We start from the raw sequence: 25,601 nt of genomic DNA, 5'->3' as shown, positions 1-25,601 counted from the left end.
CTTCAGCATGCGCACCGAACAACCGAAGATGATTTATCTGAAGGACTATCAGGCGCCCGAGTACCTGATCGACGAAACACACCTGACCTTCGAGTTGTTCGAGGATCACAGCCTGGTGCACGCGCAGTTGGTGATGCGCCGCAACCCGGCCCGTGGCCCGGGCCTGCCACCGCTGGTGCTCGATGGTCAGCAACTGGAATTGCTCTCGGTGACCCTGGCCGATAAAGAGCTTGGCGCTGCTGACTATCAATTGTCCGAGAATCATCTGACCCTGCAGCCTACCGCCGAAACCTTCACGGTCGACACCAGCGTCAAGATCCACCCGGAAACCAACACCGCACTGGAAGGCCTGTACAAGTCCGGCACGATGTTCTGCACCCAGTGCGAGGCGGAAGGTTTCCGCAAGATCACCTATTACCTCGACCGCCCGGACGTGATGAGCAAGTTCACCACCACCGTGGTCGCCGAGCAGCACAGCTATCCGGTGCTGCTCTCCAACGGCAACCCGATCGCCTCGGGTCCGGGCGAAGACGGCCGGCACTGGGCGACCTGGGAAGATCCGTTCATGAAACCGGCGTACCTGTTCGCGCTGGTGGCCGGTGATTTGTGGTGCGTTGAAGACAGCTTCACCACCATGACCGACCGCAACGTCGCATTGCGCATCTACGTCGAGCCGGAAAACATCGACAAGTGCCAGCACGCGATGACCAGCCTGAAGAAGTCGATGCGCTGGGACGAAGAGGTTTACGGTCGCGAGTACGATCTGGACATCTTCATGATCGTCGCCGTCAACGATTTCAACATGGGCGCGATGGAGAACAAAGGCCTCAACATCTTCAACTCCAGCGCCGTACTGGCCCGCGCCGAAACCGCGACCGACGCCGCGCACCAGCGCGTTGAAGCGATCGTCGCGCACGAATACTTCCACAACTGGTCGGGCAACCGCGTGACCTGCCGCGACTGGTTCCAGCTGTCGCTGAAGGAAGGCTTCACCGTATTCCGCGATTCCGGTTTCTCCGCCGACATGAACTCGGCCACGGTCAAGCGCATTCAGGATGTGGCGTACCTGCGGACTCACCAGTTTGCTGAAGATGCAGGTCCCATGGCCCATGCCGTGCGTCCGGACAGCTTCATCGAGATTTCCAACTTCTACACCCTGACCGTGTACGAAAAGGGTTCGGAAGTGGTCGGCATGATCCACACCTTGCTCGGCGCCGAAGGCTTCCGCAAGGGCAGCGATCTGTACTTCGAGCGTCACGACGGTCAAGCGGTCACCTGCGACGATTTCATCAAAGCGATGGAAGATGCCAACGGCGTCGACCTGACCCAATTCAAGCGCTGGTACAGCCAGGCCGGTACACCGCGTCTGGCAGTGAGCGAGTCTTATGACGCCGCCGCGAAAACCTACAGCCTGACCTTCCGCCAGAGCTGCCCGGAAACCCCGGACAAAGTTGAAAAACTGCCGTTCGTGATTCCAGTCGAACTCGGCCTGCTCGACAGCAAAGGCAACGAGATTGCCCTGCGTCTTAGCGGCGAAGCAGCGGCGCAAGGCACCACCCGCGTGATCTCGGTGACCGAAGCCGAGCAGACGTTTACCTTCGTCGACATCGCCGAACAGCCGCTGCCATCGCTGCTGCGCGGCTTCTCGGCGCCGGTGAAGCTGAGCTTCCCGTACAACCGCGATCAATTGATGTTCCTGATGCAGCACGACAGCGACGGCTTCAACCGCTGGGATGCCGGTCAGCAACTGTCGGTGCAGGTCCTGCAAGAGTTGATCGGCCAGCAGCAGAAGGGCGAGAGCCTGAAACTCGATCCGCGTCTGGTCTCGGCGCTGCGTACGGTGCTGTCGGACGAATCGCTGGATCAGGCGATGGTCGCTGAAATGCTTTCGCTGCCAGGTGAGGCGTACCTCACTGAAATCAGCGAAGTGGCTGACGTCGATGCGATCCATATCGCCCGTGAGTTCGCACGCAAGCAATTGGCCGAAGGGTTGTTCGAGGCGCTGTGGCTGCGTTATCAGGCCAACCGCGACCTGTCGAAGAAAACCCCGTATGTGGCCGAGGCCGAGCACTTTGCTCGTCGCGCGCTGCAGAACATTGCGCTGTCTTATCTGATGCTCAGTGGTAAGCCGGAAGTACTGGCGGCGGCGCTGGAGCAGTTCGAAGCGGCCGACAACATGACCGAGCGCCTGACAGCGCTGGCGGTACTGGTCAACTCACCGTTCGAAGAGCAGAAGGCGTTGGCGCTGGCCAGTTTCGCCGAGCACTTCAAGGACAACCCGCTGGTCATGGATCAGTGGTTCAGCGTGCAGGCCGGCAGCACTCTGCCAGGCGGTCTGGAGCGCGTGAAAGCGTTGATGCAGCACCCAGCGTTCAACATCAAGAACCCGAACAAGGTGCGTGCGCTGGTCGGCGCGTTTGCCGGGCAGAACCTGATCAACTTCCACGCGGCGGATGGTTCGGGTTATCGCTTCCTCGCGGATCTGGTGATTGAGTTGAACGGGTTCAACCCGCAAATCGCTTCTCGCCAATTGGCACCGCTGACGCGCTGGCGCAAATATGACGATGCGCGTCAGGCGTTGATGAAAGGCGAGCTGGAGCGGATTCGGGCGTCGGGGCAGTTGTCGAGTGATGTGTATGAGGTGGTGAGCAAGAGTCTGGCTTGATGGGCCCCTCACCCTAACCCTCTCCCAGTGGGAGAGGGGACTGACCGAGGTGTCTTTGCGCTGTACGCCGACCTGAAAGTCCGGAGTCGAACTCAGGTTTTGAACGGCCCCCGATCTGCTCCCTTTCCCCCTCGCCCCCTTGGGGGAGAGGGCTGGGGTGAGGGGGTAGGATTTATGCATCAACACAACTCCCTAAGCCGTACGCATAAAAAAACGCCGCATTAATAATGCGGCGTTTTCATTTCCAGAAAAATTACTTCAGATCAAACCGATCCAGATTCGTCACCTTCGTCCAGGCAGCGACGAAGTCCTTAACAAACTGCTCCTTCGCATCCGAACTGGCGTACACCTCGGCCAAGGCCCGCAACTGCGCATTGGAACCAAACACCAGATCAACCCTTGTCGCCGTCCATTTCACGTTCCCGCTTTTGCGTTCACGCCCTTCAAACTCATCCGCATCCCGTGAAGTCGGCTTCCACTCCACCCCCATGTCCAGCAGGTTGGTGAAGAAGTCATTGGTCAGCGCTTCAGTCTGCGCCGTAAACACCCCATGGCGGCTCTGCCCAACGTTGGTGTTCAACACCCGCAAACCACCGAGCAACACGGTCATTTCCGGCGCGGTCAACGTCAGCAGTTGCGCCTTGTCGATCAGCAGTGCTTCGGCCGAAACGGTGTATTTGCCTTTGCTGTAGTTGCGGAAACCATCGGCAATCGGTTCAAGGAAACCGAACGACTCGACGTCGGTCTGCTCCTGAGTGGCATCGGTACGCCCTGGATGGAACGGCACGCTAACAGAATGACCGGCGTTTTTCGCCGCTTGTTCGATGCCGGCGTTGCCTGCGAGCACGATCAGGTCGGCCAGCGAGACTTTCTTGCCGGCGGCACCACCGTTGAACTGGTTTTGAATCCCTTCAAGCGTACTCAGCACCTTGTCCAACTGCTCAGGCTGGTTGGCCTGCCAGAACTTCTGCGGTGCCAGGCGCAGACGTCCACCGTTGGCGCCACCGCGTTTGTCCGAACCACGGAACGTTGACAGTGCCGCCCAAGCCGTCGAGACCAGTTGCGAAACGGATAGGCCCGACTCAAGGATTTTGCTTTTCAGTGCCGCGGCGTCGCTGTCGTCGATCAGCGGGTGAGTGACATCAGGAATCGGATCCTGCCAAAGCAGTTCTTCGTTCGGCAGTTCCGGCCCGAGGTAACGTGACAGTGGGCCCATGTCGCGGTGGATCAGTTTGTACCAGGCGCGGGCGAAGGCGTCGGCCAGTTGCTCAGGGTTGGCGAGGAAACGGCGGGAGATCTGCTCATATGCCGGGTCGAAACGCAGCGCCAGGTCGGAGGTGAGCATGGTCGGCGAAAGCTTTTTGCTGGGATCATGGGCATGCGGAACGGTGCCGGCACCGCCGCCATTTTTCGGAATCCACTGGTGGGCGCCAGCCGGGCTTTTGGTCAGTTCCCATTCAAAACCGAACAGGTTTTCCAGGTAGTTGTTGCTCCACTTTGTTGGCGTGGTCGTCCAGGTCACTTCCAGACCGCTGGTAATGGTGTCGGCGCCCTTACCGGTGCCGAACGCATTGCGCCAGCCCAGACCTTGTTCTTCGAGGCCGGCCGCTTCCGGCTCAGGCCCGACGTTGTCGGCAGGGCCGGCGCCGTGGGTTTTACCGAAGGCGTGACCGCCAGCGATCAGTGCCACGGTTTCTTCATCGTTCATGGCCATGCGGCCAAAGGTTTCGCGGATGTCGTGGGCCGAGGCCACCGGGTCCGGATTACCTTCAGGACCTTCAGGGTTAACGTAGATCAGGCCCATTTGCACGGCGGCGAGGGGGTTTTCCAGATTGCGTTCGCCCTGATCGGTGCGGCTTTCCTCTTTTCCGTGCAAGTCCGGCTCGGCCACCAGTGTGCCGTCACCGGGCTCCTGCATCGGCGCCTTGTCCTTGCCATAGCGACTGTCGCCGCCGAGCCATTCGTGTTCCGAACCCCAGTAAACGTCCTCGTCCGGCTCCCACACATCGGGGCGACCACCGGAGAAGCCGAAGGTCTTGAAGCCCATGGATTCCAGCGCGACGTTACCGGTGAGGACAATCAGATCCGCCCAGGAAATGTTACGGCCATATTTCTGCTTGATCGGCCACAGCAGACGGCGGGCCTTGTCGAGGCTGACGTTATCCGGCCAGCTGTTCAGCGGCGCAAAGCGTTGCTGACCCGAGCCGGCGCCACCACGGCCATCGGCGGTGCGATAGGTGCCGGCGCTGTGCCAGGCCATGCGCACGAAGAGAGGGCCGTAGTGCCCGAAGTCGGCCGGCCACCAGTCCTGAGAGTCGGTCATCAATGCGGTGAGGTCTTGTTTCAGCGCCTGGAAATCCAGGCTCTTGAAGGCTTTGGCGTAGTCGAAATCCTTGCCCAGCGGGTCGGACTTGGGCGAATGCTGGCTGAGGATTTTCAGGTTGAGTTGATTCGGCCACCAGTCACGGTTCGTCGTACCACCACCGGCGGCGTGGTTGAACGGGCATTTCGATTCGTTTGCCATGTTCGGGTCCTTATCAGGTCTGCTACGGCCGGCTCGTGCCGACTTCGGACTAGTAAGGCTAGACCCGACTTGGAGAGTCAGCTAATAGGCCGACTATTGGAGGGTTATAGGCAAAGTCTTTCAGCGTTTTTCGGAGCACTTCACGGATCAGCCGATAGCGACTGCCTGCTTGAAACATGCGTTGTTGAGCCTCTGCAAAAAACAAAAAGTGAAAATCGGGATGACAGGAAGAAATGTTATTGTATAACATAAAATTCGTTTCATTCTGTTTCTACCAGCGTTAAAGCAAAACGCTGGCAGCGATCCTCACTATTCAGCGCATGGAAATTTTGCAATGCCTGCCCGTTCCCACCCCCTGCAACGACGCCTCAATCCGTTGGCTGCGGCGCTGCTTTTTGCAGCGCCGGTGTTCGCCGCCGACACCCTCGAGCTGCAACCGCAAGTCATCACCGGCAATCCGCTCGGCAGCCAGACACTCGCTTCGCCATCGACGGTGCTCAGCGGCGACGACCTCACGTTTCAACAGAAGGGCAGCCTCGGTGAAACCCTGAACAAGCAACCCGGCGTGTCCTCGTCGTACTTCGGTCCGGGTGCGAGCCGGCCGATCATCCGCGGCCAGGACGGTGACCGCATCCGCATCCTGCGCAACGGCGTCGGCGCGCTGGATGCTTCGTCGCTGTCTTACGATCACGCGGTGCCGCTGGACCCGGTCAACATCGAGCGTGTTGAAATCATCCGGGGCCCAGCAGCCCTGCTATACGGCGGCAGCGCCATTGGCGGAGTGGTCAACACTTTTGATAACCGCATTCCGACCGAGGCTATCGACGGAATCCATGGCGCCGGTGAGTTGCGCTACGGCGGTGCCGACACCACGCGAAGCAGCGCCGGCAAACTCGAGGCCGGTAACGGTCAGTTCGCCTTGCACCTGGACGCCAGTGCCCGCGAGTTCAATGATCTGAAAATCCCCGGTTACGCGAAAACCGCTGGCGAACGCGCAAACGACGACGGCGACTCGAAAAAGCATCGACTGGCCAACAGCGATGGTCGCCAGGACGGCGGCGCGGTGGGCGGGTCTTACACTTGGGATGACGGATACGCCGGCCTGTCCTACAGCAACTACGACTCCAATTACGGTTCGCCCGCTGAACAAGACGTGCGCATCCGCATGCAACAGGAGCACTACGCCTTCGCCTCGGAGATACGCAATCTCGATGGGCCATTCAGCTCGATCAAACTGGATGCCGGTTACACCGATTACGAGCATCGCGAAATCGAAGGCGGCGAGGTCGGTACGACGTTCAAGAACAAAGGTTACGAGGCGCGTGTCGAAGCGCGGCATCAGCCATTGGGGCCGTTCAACGGTGTGATCGGTGCGCAGGTCAGCCGCAACGAGTTCTCGGCACTCGGCGAAGAAGCGTTCGTGCCGCAGACCGATACCGATGCCGCTGCGCTGTTCATTCTTGAAGAGTTGCAAGCCACCGACCGACTGCTGTTCACCCTCGGCGGACGCCTTGAGCACACCACGGTCGACCCGGACGCCAAGGGTAACGAGCGCTTTGCCAACGCCGACCGCTCCAGCAGTTTCACCGCTGGCAGTCTTTCCTCTGGCGCGGTGTACACGCTGACGCCGATCTGGTCGGTGGCTGCGACGCTGGGCTACACCGAACGTGCCCCGACGTTCTACGAGCTGTACGCCAACGGTGCCCACGTCGCGACCGGCACTTATGAAGTCGGCGATGCCGGGCTGTCGAAAGAAAAAGCCGTGTCCAGTGACCTCGCGCTGCGCTTCGACAATGGTACGCACAAGGGCAGTGTCGGTGTGTTCTACAGCCACTTCTCCAATTACATCGGCTTGCTCGGCACGGGCCGAACGCTGAATGACGAGGGCGAAGAGGACGTCAACGGCATCCCGGAATATACCTACTCCGGCGTACGAGCGCGCTTCAGCGGTATTGAAGCGCAGGATCGCTGGACGCTTGGCGAAAACGCCTTGGGCAAGTTTGCCCTGGAACTGTCCGGCGACTACACCCGCGCGAAGAACCTCGATACCGGCGAAGACTTGCCACGCATCGCGCCGCTGCGGTTGAACAGCGGGCTGCTGTGGGAGCTGGACAAGTGGCAGGCGCGCATCGATGTTGAACACGCCAGTTCACAGCATCGCGTGCCGACTAACGAAAGCCGCACCGATGGCTACACGACGCTGGGCGCCAATGTCGGGTATCACTTTGATGTCGGCCAGAGCCAATGGCTGGCCTTCGTCAATGCCGAGAACCTGACCAATCAAACCGTGCGTTACGCCAGTTCGATTCTGCGCGACATTGCGCCGGCAGAAGGGCGCAGCATTCAGGTCGGGTTGCGCACAACGTTCTGATAATCACTGATTGCCACTGTAGGAGCTGTCGCGGCCCGAGCCTGCGGCAGCTCCTACACAGACGTTGTCAGGTGGATTGGGCCGTGTCGTCCTCCGGCACGTCGTCAAGAATATCCTCTTGTCCCGGCAATTCCGTAATCACACTGAAATCCGTCACTTCAACCGCGCCCAGGCCATAACCCAGCAAATGGAAAGAAAATGCTTTGCGCTCTTGCGGGTTGTCGAAGCTGAAGTTCATTTGCAGTGGCTGCTCGGCGGTTGCGACCATCTCCTGCGGCAGACCGATCTGCACATCCTGTTCAAACTCCTTGGCCTTGAGCTGAATGTACGCGGCCTGCTGCGGATCGACCGAGCGCACGGTCAGGCGTACGCGGGTGTGCGAGCCTTTGGGCATTTCCAGGTATTGCGCGCCGATCAGGTTGTCGGCCCAGTCATCCTTGATCTGCGCTTGCAGCGGGATAACGTTGGTGCTGCCGAACTGATAGCGATGATTGAGCGGTGTGCGCAGCAGCGAAAGGTCGAGGGCATTGGCGCGGGCGGCGATCTGCCGGGCCGGGTGGCCGCTGTAGTTACCTTTATAGAGGGCATTTTCGGCGATGAACCCGGCGCTTTCGTAGTAGCGGCAGCGACGCGGCATGTCGCACTCGGAAAAGATCCCCTGACCGTTGTGATAGCGCAGCTTGCCGTTGGTGAACGACATGATTTCGCGGCCGCTGTCGTAATCGCGAAACAGCGAGCGACCGCTCAGCGCGGAAGGCACCGGCAAATCGAAGTAATCGAGAATCGACGTACTCAGATCGACGTGGCCATAAACGCCTTTGTTCAGTCGTGGCAGTTGCGCTTGCTCCGGCGCCAGGGTCAGATTGAAGCCCCACGAAGAAGCCAGTCGCACGCCGTCGATGCCGTGGGATTCGTCCGAGGTGATCACCACCAGCGTATCTTTCAGAACGCCCTGGCGTTCGAGGCCGCTGAGAAACTGCTCCAGCGCATCGTCGAGATAACCGACGGCGGCCTGTTTTGGCGTTTCGAAGCGCTCCAGATATTCCTCGGGCGCGGAGTAGGGCTGATGCGTGCCGACGGTCAGCAATGTCAGCATCCACGGCTTCTTCTGCTTTTTCAGTTGGCCGACATAATCCAGCGCGCCTTCGAAAAACGCCTTGTCATCCTTGCCCCACGGGAATTCCAGGTAGTTGCTGTTGGTAAACCACTCCAGACCGTGCGTCGCATCGAAACCGATGTGCGGCATGATCTTGTCTTTGGCCATGAAGCGCAGCCCGGCACCTTGCAGATAGTGCGTGCTGAAGCCGTGTTCACGCAGTTGCGCCGGCAGGCACGCCTGATTGCGTTCGTTGAGGGTCAGCATCTCCACGCCTTTGGGCGTGCCGTTGTTGAGTTTGTCGTAGTCGCCGCAGAGCATCGAGTACAGACCGCGAATGGTCTGGTGGGTATGCAGCACGTAATCCGGGGTGTTCATGCCGCGCTCGGCCCAGCGACTGAGGTTGGGCATCAGGTCTTCCTGATAATGACTGCCGATGGCTTCGCGGTTGGCGCGAATGTAGGCGCCGGGAATGCCTTCCAGGGCGATGATCAGTACGTTGCGCGCTTGCCCAGGGGCGGCCAGCAGTTTCTGCCCGTTGAGGTCGACGTCGGTGAGACCGGCCATGGCCGGCGCGGGTTCTTCGACATCGCCGTCCAGCCATTCCTCGCCCCGAATCTGCAGATCGGCGACCTCAGTAGCCAGCAACTGGTGCGGCAGGTTGTACTGGCGCCACGGATCCGCTTCACTCGGCCACAGGTTCTGCGCGCCCCAGTGCGCGGCGAACAACACCAGCGGTGCGCTCCAGGCGGCGCGTGGCAGGGGCGGGCGCGGTAGATCGCGGTTGGCAAACCGGGTTGCCAACCAGAACAGCAGGGCCAGCAGCAAGGTGATACCCAGCGCAGGATGCGCCAGCCCGCCACCGGTGGAATTTTCCACGAACTGCGGATCGATCAGGTAATGAATGTCGGAAGGCGTCGGCAGACGACCGACGGCGCTGACCAGTTCAGCGGTCGCCACGGCCAGCAGTCCCCAGAACAGCAACACCGGCAAGGCCAGCCACCACGCCCGGCGATGCAGCAACACGACCAGCAGGCTGCCAATGGCCAGGTCCGACAAATAACCCAGAGGTGCCGACCAGCCCAGTGCCGCACGCAGGCACACCGGCACAATCAGCACGAGAAATATCAACGAAAAGAGGCGGGCATGCGGCTGCCGCAACCGGTTAAAAAGAGCGCTCACAAAAAAGACCTTCCAGCCATTAAGTCGTCATAAAAGTGTGCTCGATGATACCAAGGGTGGGCTGTCTGATCGCCCTTTTAAACGCTCGACTGATGCGCTGGTGCGCGAGCTCTCGAAGGTGACGTCGCGCCTGCAGCCCTGATCGGCCCTCGGGTCAAACGGCAATCGGCGATATTGCTACCGACGGATTTATTGTTTCAGGCTGTTTATGCCGCCAAATCATCACCGGTATCCAATGTAAGAACAGCGCAACGCTGCGATCTTTCTAAACCTCGGAATCAAAAGCCCGCAGGCTCATTGCGCTCAACAACCCGTGCTATCGATATGCGATAAAGATATTTAATTTCTATTTTTTATAGCGATAAAGTCAGGCCTTTCAGCACACCACCCCCATGCTGCGAGGTTGTCATGGCCACACCGTTCAAACGTTCCGCACTGACTCTGTTGGCCGCTTCCCTGGCCGCGAGTGCCTTGTTCAGCACCGGCGCTCAAGCTGAGGGCAAGATCAGCATCGCTCAACAATTCGGCATCGGTTACCTGATTCTCGATGTGGTGCGCGACCAGAACCTCATCGAAAAACACGGCAAAGAGCAGGGTCTCGACATCAAGGTCGACTGGAACAGCATTTCCGGCGCCACGGCGATGAACGAAGCATTGCTCACGGGATCGCTCGACGTGGTGTCTGCCGGCGTGCCGCCGATGCTCACCGTGTGGGATCGCACCAAAGGCAAACAGAACGTCAAAGCCATCGCCGCACTGGGCTCAATGCCCAACTATCTGCTGACCAACAATCCGAACATCAAGACCCTCAAGGACTTCACTGACAAGGACCGGATTGCCGTGCCTGCCGCCGGCGTGGGCTTCCAGTCGCGCACCTTGCAGATCGAAACCGCCAAGGAATTCGGCGACGCGCAGTACAAGAAATTCGACGATATCTCGGTCAGCCTGCCGCACCCCGATGCGACGGCTGCGCTGATTGCCGGCGGCTCTGAGATCAACTCGCACTTCTCCAGCCCGCCGTTCCAGTACCAGGCGTTGCAGAATCCCAACGTGCACAAAGTGCTGAGCTCCTATGACGTGCTTGGCGGCCAGGCGACGTTCAACGTGCTGTACACCACGGAAAAATTCCACGACGAAAACCCGAAAACCTACAAGGCGTTCTATGACGCGTTGGCCGAGGCCGAGAAGATCATCAAGGCTGACAAGCCGGCGGCGGCTCAGGCGTACATTCGTGTCGAGCAGTCGAAACTGCCGCTGGCCCTGGTCGAGCAAATCGTCAAGGATCCGGAAATCGATTTCACCGTGGTGCCGCAGCGCACCTTCATCTATGCCGAGAAGTTGCAGGAGCTGGGCGTGCTGAAGAACAAGGCCGACAGCTGGAAGGATTATTTCTTTGAAGAGGCGCATGACGGCGCGGGTAGTTGAGCGAATGGCATGAAGCCTCAAGAATCATCTTCACCGGGCGATACCAGTGGTCAACGTGCGCCGAATCATCTGATTCGGCGCAACGCATGGATTTTTTGACAGGCACGGTATTAAAGAATGCTACGGAAAGTTTGCAGCACATTGGCAACCTGGGGGGCTATCACTCTAAGTGTTGCCGTATTGAACGGGTGCACGACGGCGCGATACGACGGTCAGCGCGCGCCGGATCCGGCCAAGGCTGTGATTATCGGCTCCATCATCGAAGGCTATCTGACTCAGCCGCACGGCCTGACGGTCAACATCAAACAGCAGGGAGAGCCAGACACAGCCATTACCCTGACCACGCTGTACAACGAAGACGACCAGCCGTCCCCGAACCTGCTGGGGCATCTGTTCATGTACGAGGTGCCGCCAGGACGCTACGAATTCATCGATTGGAACTATCAGTTCTATATGGGGCACGCCGTTGCCCGGCCGTCCTCGACGGTATTCACCGTGAAGGCAGGGCAGACGCTTTACATCGGTAATCTCTACGCCAATGCGCTGACGTACTGTTTGTCCAACGTCAATGATGCCGAAGAAACCGTCGAGCGCCTCAAGGGTAAATACCCGATCCTGCAAAGCCGCACGATCATCAATCTGACCTCCGAAAGCGCTTTCAAACCGTGGCCCACCTCTGATGCCAAAGACAACGGCAAAGGGCTTTGCGTTTTTTGAAGCACCATCGGCCGGGCACTTTTTTCCAAGGAATAAATTGATGAATCGCACCGCACTACTTTGGGTTGGCCTGCTGGCCAGCCTGACCCTGCTCAGCGGCTGTGCCGCCGGGCCTGATTTGAAGGGACAACCATTTTTTACTGCAGTGGAAAAGGCGCAACCGGAGCAGGCGACACTGTACTTCTATCGGCCTGCCGCGAGTGTCGGTTACTTCGTGACCCCGACGATTACGATCAATGGAAACGCCGTCGGAGTTTTACCTTCCGGCGGGTTTTTCCGGACAACCGTGCCGGCCGGTTCCTACCGGATCGAGTCGACTACTCCGCCATTTGTCAGCAGCAGCGTCAACAAACGCTTCGACTTGAACGTCGAAAGCGGCCATGTCTATTTCATCGCCGATGAGACCAGTTCCCGGGCGTTCAGCGATGACCATGCGCTGGGTGAAGTGAACGACGCCTATTATTCGGGCGCGCATTTCTACTTCCGTTATGCATTGGTACCTGCGGAAGAAGCGTTGCGGACGATCAAGTGGTGTCAGCAGGTGCCTGCTCCTGTGTCTAAAATCTGAAAGCTTAAAGCTAGCAAAGAAGGGCCGCTAGGTCGCTCAAGGAAGGAGTCGATTAGATGTTGAATAAACTCGTTTGGTTGGTATTGTATTTTTTGGTTGTAAGCTTGTTTGAGTGGCTGCTTGTATCATATGAACTACGCGAATTGTTCTTTGTTGCAACTGTTGTTTTTACGCTGGTTTTTTTGTCTGGCGCGCACCGAGCAGGTTGGCTCAGGCTTGATGATCGAGATTTGTTCAGTCAGCCGTTATTTCTGATTTCTATTCTGTTGCCCATTTACTATTTTGCCGCTATTGGCCTTTGGGTCTGGAAGGGGCATGGGCTGGATTTCAGCTCTAATGGGTTTGCAAATTTTCTTGAAATCAGCAAGTTGCCACTTCTGTTTCTGGCTTCCGCTATCCCAATGGCTGCTATTGTTAATAATGTGCATCGTACAATTCAAACGGAAAAGCAGATTCGCGAGTCCGAAAAGAAGAATTTGTCCGACGCTTATTACGGTCATTTAAAGTTCATGGTTGACCAGTTTAAAACGGTTGAAGGTTTTGAGGTCGATCTGGAATTTGTCTATGGCACAAAACCGACAAAGGCGCTTATTCAGTCAAAAATTAATGTTCGCTTTCCACTTGAGCTTTATAGGAGATCGTTTCACCTTTCTTCGCCTGAAAGCGGTGCAGACTCTCGGATCTCGGAAGATTTTCTGAAAGATGTCAGGGGTGAGTGGGATGCTATTATCAAGAATCTGACGCGATTGCGAAATAAAGATTCAATCCGAACTAATTACCCAGGACTTTATGTTTCTGAGGTTGTTAGTATCTATGCGGGTATAGATCTCGCGCATCAGCGATTGTGCAGTTTGCTATGTTTGAATGGTTTTCACTCGAAGAATACTTTTCTGATGCAGGATTGGGGTACTGTGTATAAATATGGTTCGACATTTTGTAATCCTCAGCATATGTTGGAGTCGTTGAGGTCGCTAGAGCATGTAACGCTGCTGTTGCTTGAGAAAATGTATAACGAAACCGTGAAAAGCTCTTTTGATATTGATAAGCCGATTTTTACTGTGGGGGATGAGCTGAGTGAGTCATGGAGTCGGTTTTTAACTTTGATTTCTGTGAAGGATTACAGCGGAGTCGAGTTTACAACTCTTGGGCCAACTCAACACTCAACCCTTACGACTGTCTAGCTGGTCGTTTTTAGTTGTATGAAGCCCGGAGTGGAATCCGGGCTTCAAAGTTTAATTGGTAGGTCTTTTCCTGCCGGTTTAATTAGTCTCTTCGCGCTTCACCACCAGCGTCAAAATGTCATAACTGGCCACCAGATCACCGAGCTGGTCGGTGACTTCCACATCCCACGCCACCACTCCTTGCGCAATGCCTTGCGGGCTCTTCTTGCCCTGGTCGATCTTGCGTTTGCAGGTCAGGCGCGCCTGGATGGTGTCGCCGATGCCTACCGGGTTGATGAAGCGCAAGGTGTCGAGGCCATAGTTGGCCAACACCGGGCCGGGGGCGGCGGAAACGAACGGGAGTTTGGTCGAACCGTGATCGAGGCTTACACCGAGCTGAAATCCGTGTGCATCGCCCACTGACCTCAAACCCTGTAGGAGCTGCGGCACGCTGCGATCTTTTGATTTTGATTTTCAAGAAGCAGGATCAAAAGATCGCAGCGTGCCGCAGCTCCTACAGGGGGATCGTGTCAGGCTTCACCGTCGTCGAAGATGCTTTCTATGGGCATTTCAAATGTCCGGGCGATCTGGAACGCCAGCGGCAAACTCGGATCGTAACGTTCGTTTTCGATCGCATTGATGGTCTGGCGCGAAACGTTCAAGCGTTCCGCCAGATCGACCTGCGACCATTTGCGCTCGGCGCGCAATTCCTTGAGGCGGTTTTTCATTGGTAGCGGCGTCGCGCAATTTGCAGGCCGACAATCCACATCAGCCCCATCACCGGCCACACACATGTCCATGGAATATGCGGGGCGCCGACGTTTTCCAGAAAACCGTAGCTGAAGGTCAACAGTGCCGAGGCGGCGAAGGCGAAGCCCAGCGCTTCGAACTGGATGCGCAGATGCATTTCATCCATGCGGCGCATGTTGCGCACGATGGCCCAGCACATCAGGCCTGCCGGAAGGATCGGGGTCAGTGCCACTACGGATCGCAGAAAAATGTTGGCATCCAGCAGGTATTGGCTGGCGATCAGGGAAAGGCTCAACACCAACACGTAGAGAACCAATGCGGCGCCCAGTTCGAGGTAGTAGCGGTTCATTCTTCACTTCCTATGTAAAAGACCTTTTACATCCTCGCTGAAGCATTCCTTGATGTAAAGCACGCTTTCCATCAGTTCAAAAAAAACGGGGCGGCATGATCATCAATCATGCCGCCCCGCAGATGTTTCAGTCAGTGCGATCAGTGCATTTTGCTGTGATCGTGACCTTCCATGTTGGTCAGCGCGCGAACCGGCGCTTTGACTTCGATGGTTTCTTTCTCGCCTTTGGCGTTCTCGACGGTCAGGGTCAGCGGCACGCTTTCGCCTTCCTTGAGCTGACCGGTCAGGCCCATCAGCATCACGTGGTAGCCGTTCGGATCTAGCTTGACGGCTTTGCCGGCTGGCAGCTCGACGAACTTCACCGGGCCCATGCTCATGACGTCATTCTTCATGGTCATTTCGTGGATCTGCACGTCTTTGGCCACGGGTGTCGCGACGCTGAGCAACTTGCTGTCGCTGTCGGCGGTCAGGGTCATGAATGCACCGCTGGCGGACTGGGTCGGCACGGTGGCACGAACCCAGGCATCGTCGACTTTGGTCGCTGCAGTCGCCTGGAATGCCAGACCCAGCAGAGAAAAACCGATGACAGCGCGTTTGATGTGGTTCAGAACAGGTTGCATCAGCAAACCTCCATAACAGTAAGCAAATCTTCCGTGCATTGTTCTGCCGAAAGCGAGGTGGACAGACCCAGGCGCAGACCGCCGTTGGAGTCATAAACGTAGCTGGTGGCGGTGTGCGAGATGGTGTAGGTGTCGCCGGCCGGGACTTTCTCGTAGAACACGTCGAATTCCTTGGCCGTGGCCGCGGTTTCCTCAAGCGTGCCGTACAGCGCAACGAAGGTCGGATCGAAGGCCTTCATGTAGGCGTCGAGGATTTCCGGCGTGTCGCGCTCTGGATCGAGGCTGATGAAGATCACCTGCAAACGGTCGCCATCGGCGCCCATCAGCTTCTTGATTTTCGCCGCGCGGGCAAGGGTGGTCGGGCAGACTGCCGGGCACTGGGTGAAACCGAAGAACACCATCGGCATCATGCCGCGAAAGCTCGACAGCGTCATGGTTTCGCCATCGGTGTTCTTCAGTTTGAAGGTGCGCCCCATGATCTTGTTACTCAGATCCTTGCCGTACTTGTACGACAGTTGGCCGCGGGTGTCGCAGCCGGCGAGCAGGCCGAGCCCGAGCACGCCCATTCCCGCAAGCACCTTGCGGCGAGTCAACAAAGCCGTCATCTAATACCGCCTTTTGCAGCCCGTCAGTCGGCAGGACTGGCGGGGGGTTAACCGTAAAAGCGGCGCATGATACCAAACTGAGACCAGACGACGGCTGCGGATCGCCGTGCGGTGTGGGATCGAGCGACAAAAGGTGTAAGAAAAAGTGACGTAGGCTCACTGCACGCGCGACTCATCTCCCCGCCAGCCGCCGCCCAGCGCGGTGTAAAGGTTGACCTCGGCGACCAGTTGCGCGAGACGGTCGGTGATCAATCCTTGCTGCGAACTGAACAGCGAGCGCTGCGCATCGAGGAACGTCAGGCTGCTGTCGACACCGTTCTTGTAACGATTCTGCGCGAGGTTGTAATAGGTCTGCGTGGCCTCGACCAGATCGCGTTGCGCCTGCAATTGCTGCTGATAGGTGGCGCGCGCCGCCAGCCCGTCGGCGACTTCCTGAAACGCCGTTTGAATCGATTTTTCGTATTCGGCGACGGCGACGTCTTTCTGCAATTTCGAATAATCGAGGCTTGCGCGCAGGCTGCCGGCGTTGAAGATCGGCAGGCTGATCTGCGGCTGAAACGTCCAGGCACCCGAGCCGCCGCCAAACAGTCCGGAAAGGTCGCGACTGGACGTGCCGGCGTTCGCCGTCAGGCTGACACTGGGGAAAAACGCCGCCCGCGCCGCACCGATATTGGCGTTGGCGGCTTTGAGTTTGTATTCGGCCTGGAGAATGTCCGGGCGTCGTTGCAGCAAGTCCGAGGGTAAGCCGGCGGGCAGTTGCTCGACCAGATCACTGGCCAGTGGTTGCCCGGGCAAGGACGGCGACACCGGTGTGCCGACCAGCAAGGTCAGGCTGTTGAGATCCTGCGCGACCTGGCGCTGATAGCGCGCCAGATTGGCCCGTGAACTGTCGACGCTGGTTTGCGCCTGAGCCTGTTCCAGTGCCGAAGATTTGCCAGCATCGCGATTGCGCGTGGTCAGGTGCAGGCTCTGCTCGTCGGCGACGAGGGTGTCGCGGGTCAGCTCCAGCAGTTCCTGGTCGGCGCGCCACGTCAGGTAGGCATTGGCGACGTTGGCCACCAGACTCAATTGCGCACTGCGCCGCGCCTGCTCGGTCGCCAGCCAGCTTTGCAGCGCCTGCTCGCTGAGACTGCGCACCCGGCCGAAGAAATCCAGTTCGTAGGCACTGATGCCGAGGTTGACCGCGTAGGTTGAATTGATCAGCGCTTTGCCTTGGGTCACGCTCGGCGGCATGCGCTGGCGTGATTCGCTGGCATTGGCCGACACCGCCGGGTACAGGTCGGCACGCTGAATGCGGTACTGCGCCTGGAACGCTTCGACGTTGAGCGCCGCGACGCGCAGGTCGCGGTTGTTGACCAAGGCGCTTTCGATCAGTTGCTGCAGGGCAGGGTCGTTGAACAGCGTGCGCCAGTCTTCGCTGGACGTTGCTGCCTGCGTTGGCTGCGGATATTGCGCGGCAACCGGTGAAGCGGGCCGCTGGTAGTCGGGTATCAAGGAGCAGCCGGCCATCAACATAGCTAAGGACAGCAGAGAAAATCGCAACGTCAACATCAAACAGCCTCGTTCATGAAAGAGCGGATGCCTGGAGTGAATAACCCGTAAGCCAGACCCTCCCCCCCGTAGGAGCTGCGGCACGCTGCGATCTTTTGATCTTGTTTTTAAACAAAGCAGAATCAAAAGATCGCAGCGTGCCGCAGCTCCTACAGGGGGGGGAAGTCAGTGGGGGATTTTGAACAGGCTCAGGCCCCGGCCATCCATTTCGCCAGCCCATGTCGGCCACTGACCCCCAGTTTTGCGGTGGCGCGCTTGAGATAGGTCTCGATCGAACTGTTCTTGACCCTTAACTGTTGCGCCATCTGCGGCACCGTGCCACCGGTCAGGAGCCCCAGGCACACCTCCTTTTCGCGCACCGAGAGCACAATGCCGCTCAGCCCCAGGCGCTCATCAAATACCTGCGCCAACGGGGCCTGATCCAGTTCAGCCAATGGCTGGCGCGGTTGTCGGGCGAGGATTTGCCGACTGATCTGCGCATGGCGCTCGATCAGCGGCAGCAAGGTGTCGGAGAGGCTCTTGAGAAATGACAGTTCCGGCAGGGAAAACACGCGCTGGGTGTGTGGTCGGAAAAACGAGATGACGCATCGGCGATTCGAGGTGCGCGAGACCAGATTGCACTGGTGGACGCTGTGCTGCGGATGGCGTGGCTGGAGCGAGGCTTTCAGTTGGATCAACAGTGAGTCGTTCATCTCGATCATCTTCTGCAACAACGGATGATCGTCCGGTCGCTGCAACGGGGCGGGCGGCGGGAAGGTCTGCACTTGGCCGGCGCTGCCCAACGGCTTGATCTCGACCACGCTGGCCTGACGCTCATCCAGCGTCCACTCGCTCAGATCGACACGGTTGACCGGTACCAGCGTGTCGACCAGCTGGAACATGTTGGTGGCGAAGTGATCGTCGCCCGTGCTTGCAATCAGTTCTCCCAGTTGCCAATAAAAAAGCGGGTTTTCCATGTTGCGAATGCTGCCGGTCAGATTCATATCCTTGTCATCCCTGGTTCAGAGCCATCACTGAATCGTCTGCCGTCTGTGTAAAAGCCGCCCACGCAGTCATTTCTCCTTGAACATGATCCGGAGCAGGATTTAAGCCTATGGATTTGTCCTACGTCTGTAGGGGAAAACAGGGACACAAAGTGCCACTATTTTTGAATCCTGGCGCCGGGGTTCTGGCGGGGCCGATGAGCGGCGACGGGTCGCAAGTGACTGTTCAGTCATGCAGAGGCCGCGAAAACCGGGGATTGGCCATGGCCGATCGGCGGCGCTCAGGCAAATGGCGGCGTTGCTATGTGGTTCTTTTCCTACAAGCTTTTCAGAATTTCCTCTCCGAACTTGTAGTCAGTGCCTGCGCTTACCGCGACAGTAAGATCAAACAGGTGCGTGCAGACGTTGTGGTTGTCCGGGTTTCAGGTGTCATGTCGGTGCGGGGGCCGATGCTTGAATACGCGGCAAATTACATGAGATGGATCTTATGCCGCCTATTTCTGCCAACGTGGCGGACGATCAGTCCGCGCCTGTCGAGACGTACCCTCTGACTGCCGCCCAGCGGGATATCTGGCTGGACCAACAGAGTCGCGGAGATTCGCCGCTGTATAACATTGGCGGTTATGTCGAACTGAGCGGGCCGCTGGACCCGCTGTTGCTGCAATCGGCACTTGAACGGCTGGTAGCCGCAAACGATGCCTTGCGCATTGTTCTGTCAACGGACGTTGGTCACGATGGGTTGCCGCTGCAGAAGTTTGCGCAGGATTTGCCGGTGGCCATGCCGCTGCATGATTTCAGCCAGCACAGCGATCCACGGTCGGCCGCTCAGGCGCTGGTGGAAAAGCACATGGCGCAGGCTTACACATTGAGCGGACAGCCGTTGTTCCGTTTCAGCCTGATTCGCCTTGATCGTCACCGTCACTGGCTGGCGGCGCAGGCCCATCATTTGATCATCGATGGCTGGGGGTTCGGTCTGCTGTTCAAGTCGGTGGGTGAAATCTACAGCGCGTTGTGCCGTGACGAGCAGCCAAACGTAGCGGCGCCGTCCTATGTCGGCTTCATCGACGATGATGCGTCCTACCAGCAGTCATCGCGTTACGAACTCGATCAACGCTACTGGCTGGACAAGTACCGCAGCATTCCCGAACCCTTGTTGACTCCCTGTCATCGCGAACCCCTCGGCGCTGAAATGGCGCCAGGCCAAATCCATGTCGAGGCTTTTCCGACGCTGTTGCACGAGCGCATGAAAGACACGTCACGGCAGTTGGGCGGCTCGGCGTTTCATGTACTGCTGGCTGCGCTGCACGTGTATTTCAGTCGTACTGCCCAACGTGACGAGTGGGTGGTCGGCTTGCCGATCCTCAATCGCTCCGGTGCCCGCTTCAAAGGCACTCTAGGGTTATTCACCCAAGTCAGTGCAATGCGCATGGGCTTTGGCCGAACACTGTCATTTGGCGATTTGATCAAGGCGATCGGCACTGGCCTGAAGCAGGATTTCCGCCATCAACGCTATCCACTGAGCGAGATGAACCGCGCGCTGGGCCTGTTGCGTGAAGACCGCTCGCAACTGTTCGAGCTGTCGGTGTCCTACGAACAAGACGACCATGACTACCGTTACGGCGATGCGCCGGGGCACGTGGTCAAGGTCTCCAACCAGCACGAAGCGACACCGCTGGCCATTCACCTGCGCAGTAACCGCTACAACGACAAGGCCTGGCTGCATCTGGTGTACTCGCCGGCCTATTTCACGGCAGACGAGATCGCGTCGTTCACCGAGCACTTGGTGCTGATCCTGGAGCAAGGCCTGGAGTCTCCTGAACGGATCGTCGCCGATTTCAACCTGATCAGCCCGGCACAACTCGCCCGGTTGAATGAGTGGAATGACACCCGAGTCAGCTATCCGCAAAACCAGACCATTCATCAACGCTTCGAGTCGCGCGTGGCTGAACAGCCGGACGCCGTAGTCGCGACTTATCAGGGGCGGTCGCTGAGTTACGCCGAGCTGAACCGGCAAGCCAATGCGCTGGCCCATCATCTGCTGGGCCTCGGTGTACGGCCCGATGACCGGGTGGCGATTGTTGCCCGCAGAGGCCTGGAAACCTTGGTCGGGCTGCTGGCGATTCTCAAGGCTGGCGCCGCTTATGTGCCGATTGACCCGGCGCATCCCCCCGAGCGCCTGAGTTATCTGCTCAGCGACAGCGCTCCGATGGCGCTGCTGACGCAAAGTGATGTGCGCGAGCGCTTGCCTGCCACAGCGCTGCCGGTGATTGAGCTTGATCGGCGCGAGTGGGCGCTCGACAGCGTCACCAATCCTGAGGTGGCCGGGCTGAATCCTGGCAACCTCGCCTACGTGATTTACACCTCGGGCTCGACCGGGTTGCCCAAGGGCGTGATGGTCGAGCACCGCACCTTGTGCAATCTGGTCGACTGGCACTGCGAGGCTTTCGGCCTCGGCCCAGGGCAGCACACGTCGAGCCTGGCCGGGTTCGGTTTCGACGCGATGGCGTGGGAGGTCTGGCCAGCGTTGTGTGCCGGGGCGACGGTGCATTTTTCACCCGCGAGCGACGGCAGCGAAGACATTGATGCGCTGCTCGCCTGGTGGCGTGCGCAGCCGCTGGACGTCAGCTTCTTGCCCACGCCGATTGCCGAATACGCCTTCAGCAAACAACTCGATCATCCGACCTTGCGCACCTTGCTGATCGGCGGCGATCGCCTGCGCCAGTTCAACCGGGCGCAGTCGTTTGCGGTGATCAACAACTATGGCCCGACCGAAGCCACGGTGGTTGCCACTTCAGGACTGATCGCACCGGGGCAGGCGTTGCACATCGGCAAACCAGTCAGCAATGCCACGACTTACCTGCTCGATGATCAACAGCGCCCGGTGCCGATCGGCATCATTGGCGAGTTGTATGTCGGCGGCACCGGGGTTGCACGGGGCTATTTGAATCGCCCGCAGTTGACGGCCGAACGCTTCCTCGACGACCCGTTCAGTGCGCAGCCGGATGCGCGCATGTATCGCACCGGCGATCTCGCCCGTTGGCGCGCCGACGGCAATCTTGAATACATCGGTCGCAACGATGACCAGGTCAAAGTCCGTGGTGTGCGTGTCGAGTTGGGTGAAATCGAAGCGGCACTCGCCAGCCATGATGCTGTGAGGGAAGCCGTGGTGCTGGTGCGTGACGGCCAACTGTTGGCGTGGTTCACCGAACGTGAATCGCTGGACATCCTGCAACTGCATGCGCACCTGACCTCGCGCTTGCCAGCCGCCATGTTGCCGGCCGCTTACGTTTGTCTGGCGAGTCTGCCCCTGACGGCCAACGGCAAGCTTGACCGCCAGGCCCTGCCGCCACCGGGGCCGGAAGCGTTGATTCGTCGTGAATACGAGGCGCCACAAGGTGACGTCGAAATTGCCCTGGCGCAGATCTGGGCCGAAGTCCTGCAGGTCGAACGGGTAGGGCGTCACGATCATTTCTTTGAGCTGGGCGGCCACTCGTTGCTGGCCGTCGGCCTGATCGAGCGCATGCGTCAGATCGGCATGAGCAGCGATGTGCGGGTGCTGTTCAACCAGCCGACACTGGCCGCGCTGGCTGCGGCGGAGGGCAGCGGCCGCGAAGTCGCGGTGCCGGCCAACCGTATTGCCGCCGATTGCACGCACATCACGCCGGACCTGCTGCCACTGGTGCAACTCGATCAAACGATGATCGAGCGTATCGTCGCAACCGTGCCGGGCGGTGCCGCCAATGTGCAGGACATCTACCCGTTGGCGCCGTTGCAGGAAGGCATTCTCTATCACCACATCACCGCCGCACAGGGCGATCCGTACCTGCTGCAATCACTGCTGGCGTTCGACACCATCGAGCGGGTCGAGGCCTTCGCCGCTGCGTTGCGTCAGGTCATGGCGCGCCACGACATCCTGCGCACGGCAGTGGTCTGGGAAGGGCTGACGTCACCGGTGCAGGTGGTGTGGCGCGAGGCGATTTTGCCGGTGCAGGAGGTCGAACTGGATCCTGCTCACGGCGCGATCATCGATCAATTGCACGAGCGTTTTGACGCGCGGCGCTATCGCCTCGATGTGAGTCAGGCTCCACTGCTGCGCCTGATGTTTGCCCGCGATTCCGCGCATAACCGCGTGGTCGGCATCTTGCTGTTCCACCACTTGGCAATGGATCACGTCGCACTGGAGGCGATGCGCGAAGAAATTCACGCCAGTCTGTCCGGGCACGGCGAACCGCTGGCAGCACCGGTGCCGTACCGCAACTACGTGGCGCAAACGCGCCTGGGCGTCAGCGAGCAGGAGCATGAAGCGTTCTTTCGGCAGATGCTCGGTGACATCGACGAACCGACCTTGCCGTTCGCGCTGCAGAACGTCCAGGGCGACGGCAGCAACATCGAAGAAGCCGAGCAAGCCGTGGCGCCCGAACTCTATCAACGCATGCAGCAGCAGGCACGTCTGGCCGGCGTGAGCGTTGCCAGCCTGATCCACCTCGCCTGGGCGCAGGTGCTGGCGGCGACGTCCGCTCAGCAAAGTGTGGTGTTCGGCACGGTGCTGATGGGCCGCATGCAGGGTGGCGCGGGCGCCGACCGTGCGCTGGGGGTGTTCATCAACACCTTGCCGCTGCGCGTTGATGTCGGCGAAGGCGCGCGCAACGCGGTGAAATCCACTCATGCGCGGCTGAGTGCTTTGCTTGGCCATGAGCACGCTTCTCTGGCGCTGGCCCAGCGTTGCAGTGGCGTCGCCGCACCCGCGCCGCTGTTCAGCGCCTTGCTCAACTACCGGCACAGCGATGATGTCGAGCAAAAAACCTCCCGCCAGACCTGGCAGGGTATCGAGACGCTGGCCAACGAAGAGCGCACCAATTACCCGTTTACTTTGAGTGTCGATGACCTCGGCACGGGGTTGCGCCTTACCACCAGAACCTTGTCGAACATTGGCGCGCAACGGATTTGCGCTTACGTGCAGGCGGCTTTGAACGGTTTGGTCGAGGCGTTGGAAACTACCCCGCAACGGCCGTTGAACAGTCTGCCGTTGCTGCCGCAAGAAGAGCTGCACCAGCTGCTGGTCGAGTTCAACGATACGGCAATCGATTGCCCGATGGAGCAGCCGCTGCAGGCACTGTTCGAACAACAGGTTGTGCGTAAACCGGATGCCGTTGCGGTGCAATTTGCCGAGAAGTGCCTGACCTATCGTGAGCTGAACGAGCAGGCCAACCGCTTGGCCCATCATCTGCGCGGGCTGGGCGTTCAGCCGGATGCGCGGGTAGCGATCTGCGTCGAGCGCGGGGCGGAACTGGTGGTCGGTCTGCTGGGCATTCTCAAGGCTGGCGGTGCTTATGTGCCGCTCGATCCCGATTATCCGCTGCAACGCCTGAACTACATGCTGCAGGACAGCGCGCCGGTTGCGCTGCTGGTACATGCCGCGACGCGTGATCTGCTCAGCGAACCCGGCGTACCGCTGCTCGATCTCGACCTCGGCGCCTGGCAGGACCAGCCGCACGATAATCCGCAGGTGCCGGGTCTCGACGCGACGAATCTGGCTTACATGATCTACACCTCCGGCTCCACCGGTACGCCGAAGGGGGTGATGATCGAGCACCGCAGTGCCTGCAACATGGTGCACTGGGGCTCGCAACTTGCGCCGCCCACCGAACACGGCGCGTTGCTGCAAAAGGCCCCGTACAGTTTCGACAGTTCGGTGTGGGAGATCTTCTGGCCGCTGTGCTCGGGCATGCGCCTGGTCCTTGCGCGCGCCGATGGCAATCGCGATTCGGCCTATGTGACGCAAGTGATTCGCGAGCAGAACATCACCGTGGTCAAATTCGTGCCGGCGCTGTTGCAGCAGTTCATCGAACAGGACGACGTCAGCCAGTGCACCAGCCTCACCGACGTGCTCAACGGCGGCGGCGAATTGACCGTCGCGCTGGCTCGGCAAGTGCGTGAGCGCCTGCCGTGGGTGCGCCTGCACAACGTCTACGGGCCGACCGAAACCACGGTCGACAGCAGCGGCTGGACGCTGGAACCCGGCGAGCCGCTGCCGCCGACACCGGTGCCGATCGGCAAGGCGCTGAGCAACACGCGGCTGTATGTCCTTGATGCCTGCGATCAACCGGTGCCGCTTGGCGTCAGCGGGCATTTGCACATTGGCGGAGTGGGCGTGGCGCGGGGCTATCTGGGGCTGCCGCAACTGCAGGCCGAACGCTTTATCGACAGCCCGTTCGTGGCCGGAGATCGTTTGTATCGCACCGGGGATCTGGTGCGTTACGGCGCTGACGGCAATCTCCAGTTCCTCGGGCGCAATGACTTTCAGGTCAAGCTGCGCGGGGTTCGTCTTGAGCTGGGCGAGATTGAAGCGCGGCTGCTTGAGCATCCGGCCATCCGCGAAGCCGTGGTGCTGGTGCGCGATGAGCGACTGGTGGCTTATTACAGCGTCCGTGCCGAGCTGGCTGCACCGACGCTTGAAGCATTGCGCGCGCATGTGCTGGCGCAGTTGCCGGAGTTCATGGTGCCCGGCGCTTACGTGCTGCTGGCGGCGCTGCCGTTGACGCCCAACGACAAAATCGATCGCAGGGCGTTACCGCAACCGGGGGCGGAGGCGCTGCTCAGCCGGCCTTATGCCGCGCCCGAAGGCGACGTGGAAAGTGCCTTGGCGCAGATCTGGGCGCAGGTGCTCAAGGTCGAGCAGGTGGGGCGCGACGACAACTTCTTCGAGCTGGGCGGGCACTCGTTGCTGGCGGTCAGTCTGGTGGCGCGCATGCGTCTGGCCGGGCTGCATGTCGACGCGCGAACGCTGTTCAGCCAGCCGACACTGGCCGCGCTGGCGGCACAGACCTCGCGGCAGGCCAGGCAGGTCGAAATCGCCCAGACCACCATCCCCAGCCTCAGCCGCAAACGCCGTCTCTGATCCTCGGACACAAACCCTGTGGGAGCGAGCCTGCTCGCGAAGGCGTTGGTTCAGTCAATGATGATGTTGACTGACCCACCGCTTTCGCGAGCAGGCTCGCTCCCACAGGGGGCTTGCGGTGCTCACGCCGGCGGCTT

General features: G+C 59.3%; 15 protein-coding genes and 1 pseudogene. 7 read left to right on the top strand and 9 right to left on the bottom strand.

The window, feature by feature from the left end; translation table 11 throughout:
- The first annotated feature begins 7 nt into the window (after nt 1-7).
- Nucleotides 8-2,665, top strand: coding sequence for an aminopeptidase N (gene pepN / locus ACIPIZ_RS04000; RefSeq protein ID WP_122660371.1), 2,658 nt, complete (start codon nt 8-10; stop codon nt 2,663-2,665).
- Between the two features lie 253 nt (nt 2,666-2,918).
- Here pepN and katG read toward each other — a convergent pair whose 3' ends face one another.
- A complete protein-coding gene (gene katG / locus ACIPIZ_RS03995; protein WP_401164142.1) occupies nt 2,919-5,189 on the bottom strand; it encodes a catalase/peroxidase HPI in 2,271 nt (756 codons plus the stop codon).
- 334 nt (nt 5,190-5,523) lie between these two features.
- Between katG and ACIPIZ_RS03990 the strand changes: the two genes are divergently transcribed.
- Complete coding sequence (locus ACIPIZ_RS03990) at nt 5,524-7,560, top strand: TonB-dependent receptor (protein ID WP_401164139.1); 2,037 nt, start codon at nt 5,524-5,526, stop codon at nt 7,558-7,560.
- A gap of 67 nt (nt 7,561-7,627) precedes the next feature.
- Here the strand turns inward: ACIPIZ_RS03990 and ACIPIZ_RS03985 are convergent, their stop codons facing one another.
- Nucleotides 7,628-9,838 carry an LTA synthase family protein gene (locus ACIPIZ_RS03985; RefSeq protein ID WP_401164136.1) on the bottom strand — a complete coding sequence of 737 codons (2,211 nt, stop codon included), beginning with the start codon at nt 9,836-9,838 and terminating at the stop codon, nt 7,628-7,630.
- A 408-nt stretch (nt 9,839-10,246) separates the two neighbouring features.
- On the opposite strand from ACIPIZ_RS03985, the gene ACIPIZ_RS03980 reads away from it, so the two are divergent.
- From ACIPIZ_RS03980 to ACIPIZ_RS03965, 4 genes are all read left to right on the top strand, one after another.
- Nucleotides 10,247-11,263 carry an ABC transporter substrate-binding protein gene (locus tag ACIPIZ_RS03980; protein ID WP_105707791.1) on the top strand — a complete coding sequence of 339 codons (1,017 nt, stop codon included), beginning with the start codon at nt 10,247-10,249 and terminating at the stop codon, nt 11,261-11,263.
- A 180-nt stretch (nt 11,264-11,443) separates the two neighbouring features.
- Entirely contained in the window at nt 11,444-11,980 is a 537-nt protein-coding gene (locus ACIPIZ_RS03975; protein ID WP_224790846.1) for a hypothetical protein, read from the top strand.
- A 40-nt stretch (nt 11,981-12,020) separates the two neighbouring features.
- Nucleotides 12,021-12,548: a DUF2846 domain-containing protein gene (locus ACIPIZ_RS03970; protein WP_401164132.1), complete on the top strand. Its 528-nt coding sequence runs from the start codon at nt 12,021-12,023 to the stop codon at nt 12,546-12,548.
- A 56-nt stretch (nt 12,549-12,604) separates the two neighbouring features.
- Nucleotides 12,605-13,729, top strand: a complete 1,125-nt coding sequence (locus tag ACIPIZ_RS03965; protein ID WP_401164129.1) for a hypothetical protein — start codon at nt 12,605-12,607, stop codon at nt 13,727-13,729.
- Between the two features lie 78 nt (nt 13,730-13,807).
- On the opposite strand, the pseudogene ACIPIZ_RS03960 reads toward ACIPIZ_RS03965, so the two are convergent.
- The 7 genes and pseudogenes from ACIPIZ_RS03960 to ACIPIZ_RS03930 all read right to left on the bottom strand — a co-directional run.
- A pseudogene (locus tag ACIPIZ_RS03960) lies at nt 13,808-14,065 on the bottom strand (MaoC/PaaZ C-terminal domain-containing protein); the annotation flags it as partial.
- Nucleotides 14,066-14,238: 173 nt separating this feature from the next.
- Complete coding sequence (locus ACIPIZ_RS03955) at nt 14,239-14,436, bottom strand: helix-turn-helix transcriptional regulator (protein WP_064390466.1); 198 nt, start codon at nt 14,434-14,436, stop codon at nt 14,239-14,241.
- The gene (locus tag ACIPIZ_RS03950; RefSeq protein ID WP_064390465.1) at nt 14,433-14,807 is read right to left on the bottom strand and encodes a hypothetical protein; all 375 of its coding nucleotides are present in this window, start codon (nt 14,805-14,807) and stop codon (nt 14,433-14,435) included. The genes ACIPIZ_RS03955 and ACIPIZ_RS03950 overlap by 4 nt, the downstream gene beginning before the upstream one ends.
- A 140-nt stretch (nt 14,808-14,947) precedes the next feature.
- Nucleotides 14,948-15,427 (bottom strand): copper chaperone PCu(A)C, encoded by a 480-nt coding sequence (locus ACIPIZ_RS03945; RefSeq protein WP_064390464.1) that lies wholly within the window; start codon nt 15,425-15,427, stop codon nt 14,948-14,950.
- The gene (locus ACIPIZ_RS03940; RefSeq protein ID WP_008079652.1) at nt 15,427-16,032 is read right to left on the bottom strand and encodes an SCO family protein; all 606 of its coding nucleotides are present in this window, start codon (nt 16,030-16,032) and stop codon (nt 15,427-15,429) included. Before ACIPIZ_RS03940 ends, ACIPIZ_RS03945 begins: the two co-directional genes overlap by 1 nt.
- A gap of 156 nt (nt 16,033-16,188) precedes the next feature.
- Nucleotides 16,189-17,583, bottom strand: coding sequence for an efflux transporter outer membrane subunit (locus tag ACIPIZ_RS03935; protein ID WP_105707775.1), 1,395 nt, complete (start codon nt 17,581-17,583; stop codon nt 16,189-16,191).
- Nucleotides 17,584-17,771: 188 nt separating this feature from the next.
- Nucleotides 17,772-18,566, bottom strand: a complete 795-nt coding sequence (locus ACIPIZ_RS03930; RefSeq protein WP_064390462.1) for a helix-turn-helix transcriptional regulator — start codon at nt 18,564-18,566, stop codon at nt 17,772-17,774.
- Nucleotides 18,567-19,053: 487 nt separating this feature from the next.
- Between ACIPIZ_RS03930 and ACIPIZ_RS03925 the strand changes: the two genes are divergently transcribed.
- Nucleotides 19,054-25,464 carry an amino acid adenylation domain-containing protein gene (locus tag ACIPIZ_RS03925; RefSeq protein WP_401164123.1) on the top strand — a complete coding sequence of 2,137 codons (6,411 nt, stop codon included), beginning with the start codon at nt 19,054-19,056 and terminating at the stop codon, nt 25,462-25,464.
- Nucleotides 25,465-25,601 lie beyond the last annotated feature (137 nt).

The sequence above is a fragment of the Pseudomonas sp. NPDC087690 genome (assembly GCF_044743175.1).
Classification (GTDB): Bacteria; Pseudomonadota; Gammaproteobacteria; order Pseudomonadales; family Pseudomonadaceae; genus Aquipseudomonas.
Note: the sequence above shows the minus strand (reverse complement) of the source record. Positions and strands in the feature narration are given on the sequence as shown.

Coding starts and splice junctions, on each gene's coding strand:
- ACIPIZ_RS03940 (WP_008079652.1), bottom strand. CDS start 16,032: ATGACGGCTTTGTTGACTCGCCGCAAGGTGCTTGCGGGAATGGGCGTG.
- ACIPIZ_RS03980 (WP_105707791.1), top strand. CDS start 10,247: ATGGCCACACCGTTCAAACGTTCCGCACTGACTCTGTTGGCCGCTTCC.
- ACIPIZ_RS03970 (WP_401164132.1), top strand. CDS start 12,021: ATGAATCGCACCGCACTACTTTGGGTTGGCCTGCTGGCCAGCCTGACC.
- pepN (WP_122660371.1), top strand. CDS start 8: ATGCGCACCGAACAACCGAAGATGATTTATCTGAAGGACTATCAGGCG.
- ACIPIZ_RS03990 (WP_401164139.1), top strand. CDS start 5,524: ATGCCTGCCCGTTCCCACCCCCTGCAACGACGCCTCAATCCGTTGGCT.
- ACIPIZ_RS03945 (WP_064390464.1), bottom strand. CDS start 15,427: ATGCAACCTGTTCTGAACCACATCAAACGCGCTGTCATCGGTTTTTCT.
- katG (WP_401164142.1), bottom strand. CDS start 5,189: ATGGCAAACGAATCGAAATGCCCGTTCAACCACGCCGCCGGTGGTGGT.
- ACIPIZ_RS03930 (WP_064390462.1), bottom strand. CDS start 18,566: ATGAATCTGACCGGCAGCATTCGCAACATGGAAAACCCGCTTTTTTAT.
- ACIPIZ_RS03955 (WP_064390466.1), bottom strand. CDS start 14,436: ATGAAAAACCGCCTCAAGGAATTGCGCGCCGAGCGCAAATGGTCGCAG.
- ACIPIZ_RS03950 (WP_064390465.1), bottom strand. CDS start 14,807: ATGAACCGCTACTACCTCGAACTGGGCGCCGCATTGGTTCTCTACGTG.
- ACIPIZ_RS03925 (WP_401164123.1), top strand. CDS start 19,054: ATGCCGCCTATTTCTGCCAACGTGGCGGACGATCAGTCCGCGCCTGTC.
- ACIPIZ_RS03935 (WP_105707775.1), bottom strand. CDS start 17,583: ATGTTGACGTTGCGATTTTCTCTGCTGTCCTTAGCTATGTTGATGGCC.
- ACIPIZ_RS03965 (WP_401164129.1), top strand. CDS start 12,605: ATGTTGAATAAACTCGTTTGGTTGGTATTGTATTTTTTGGTTGTAAGC.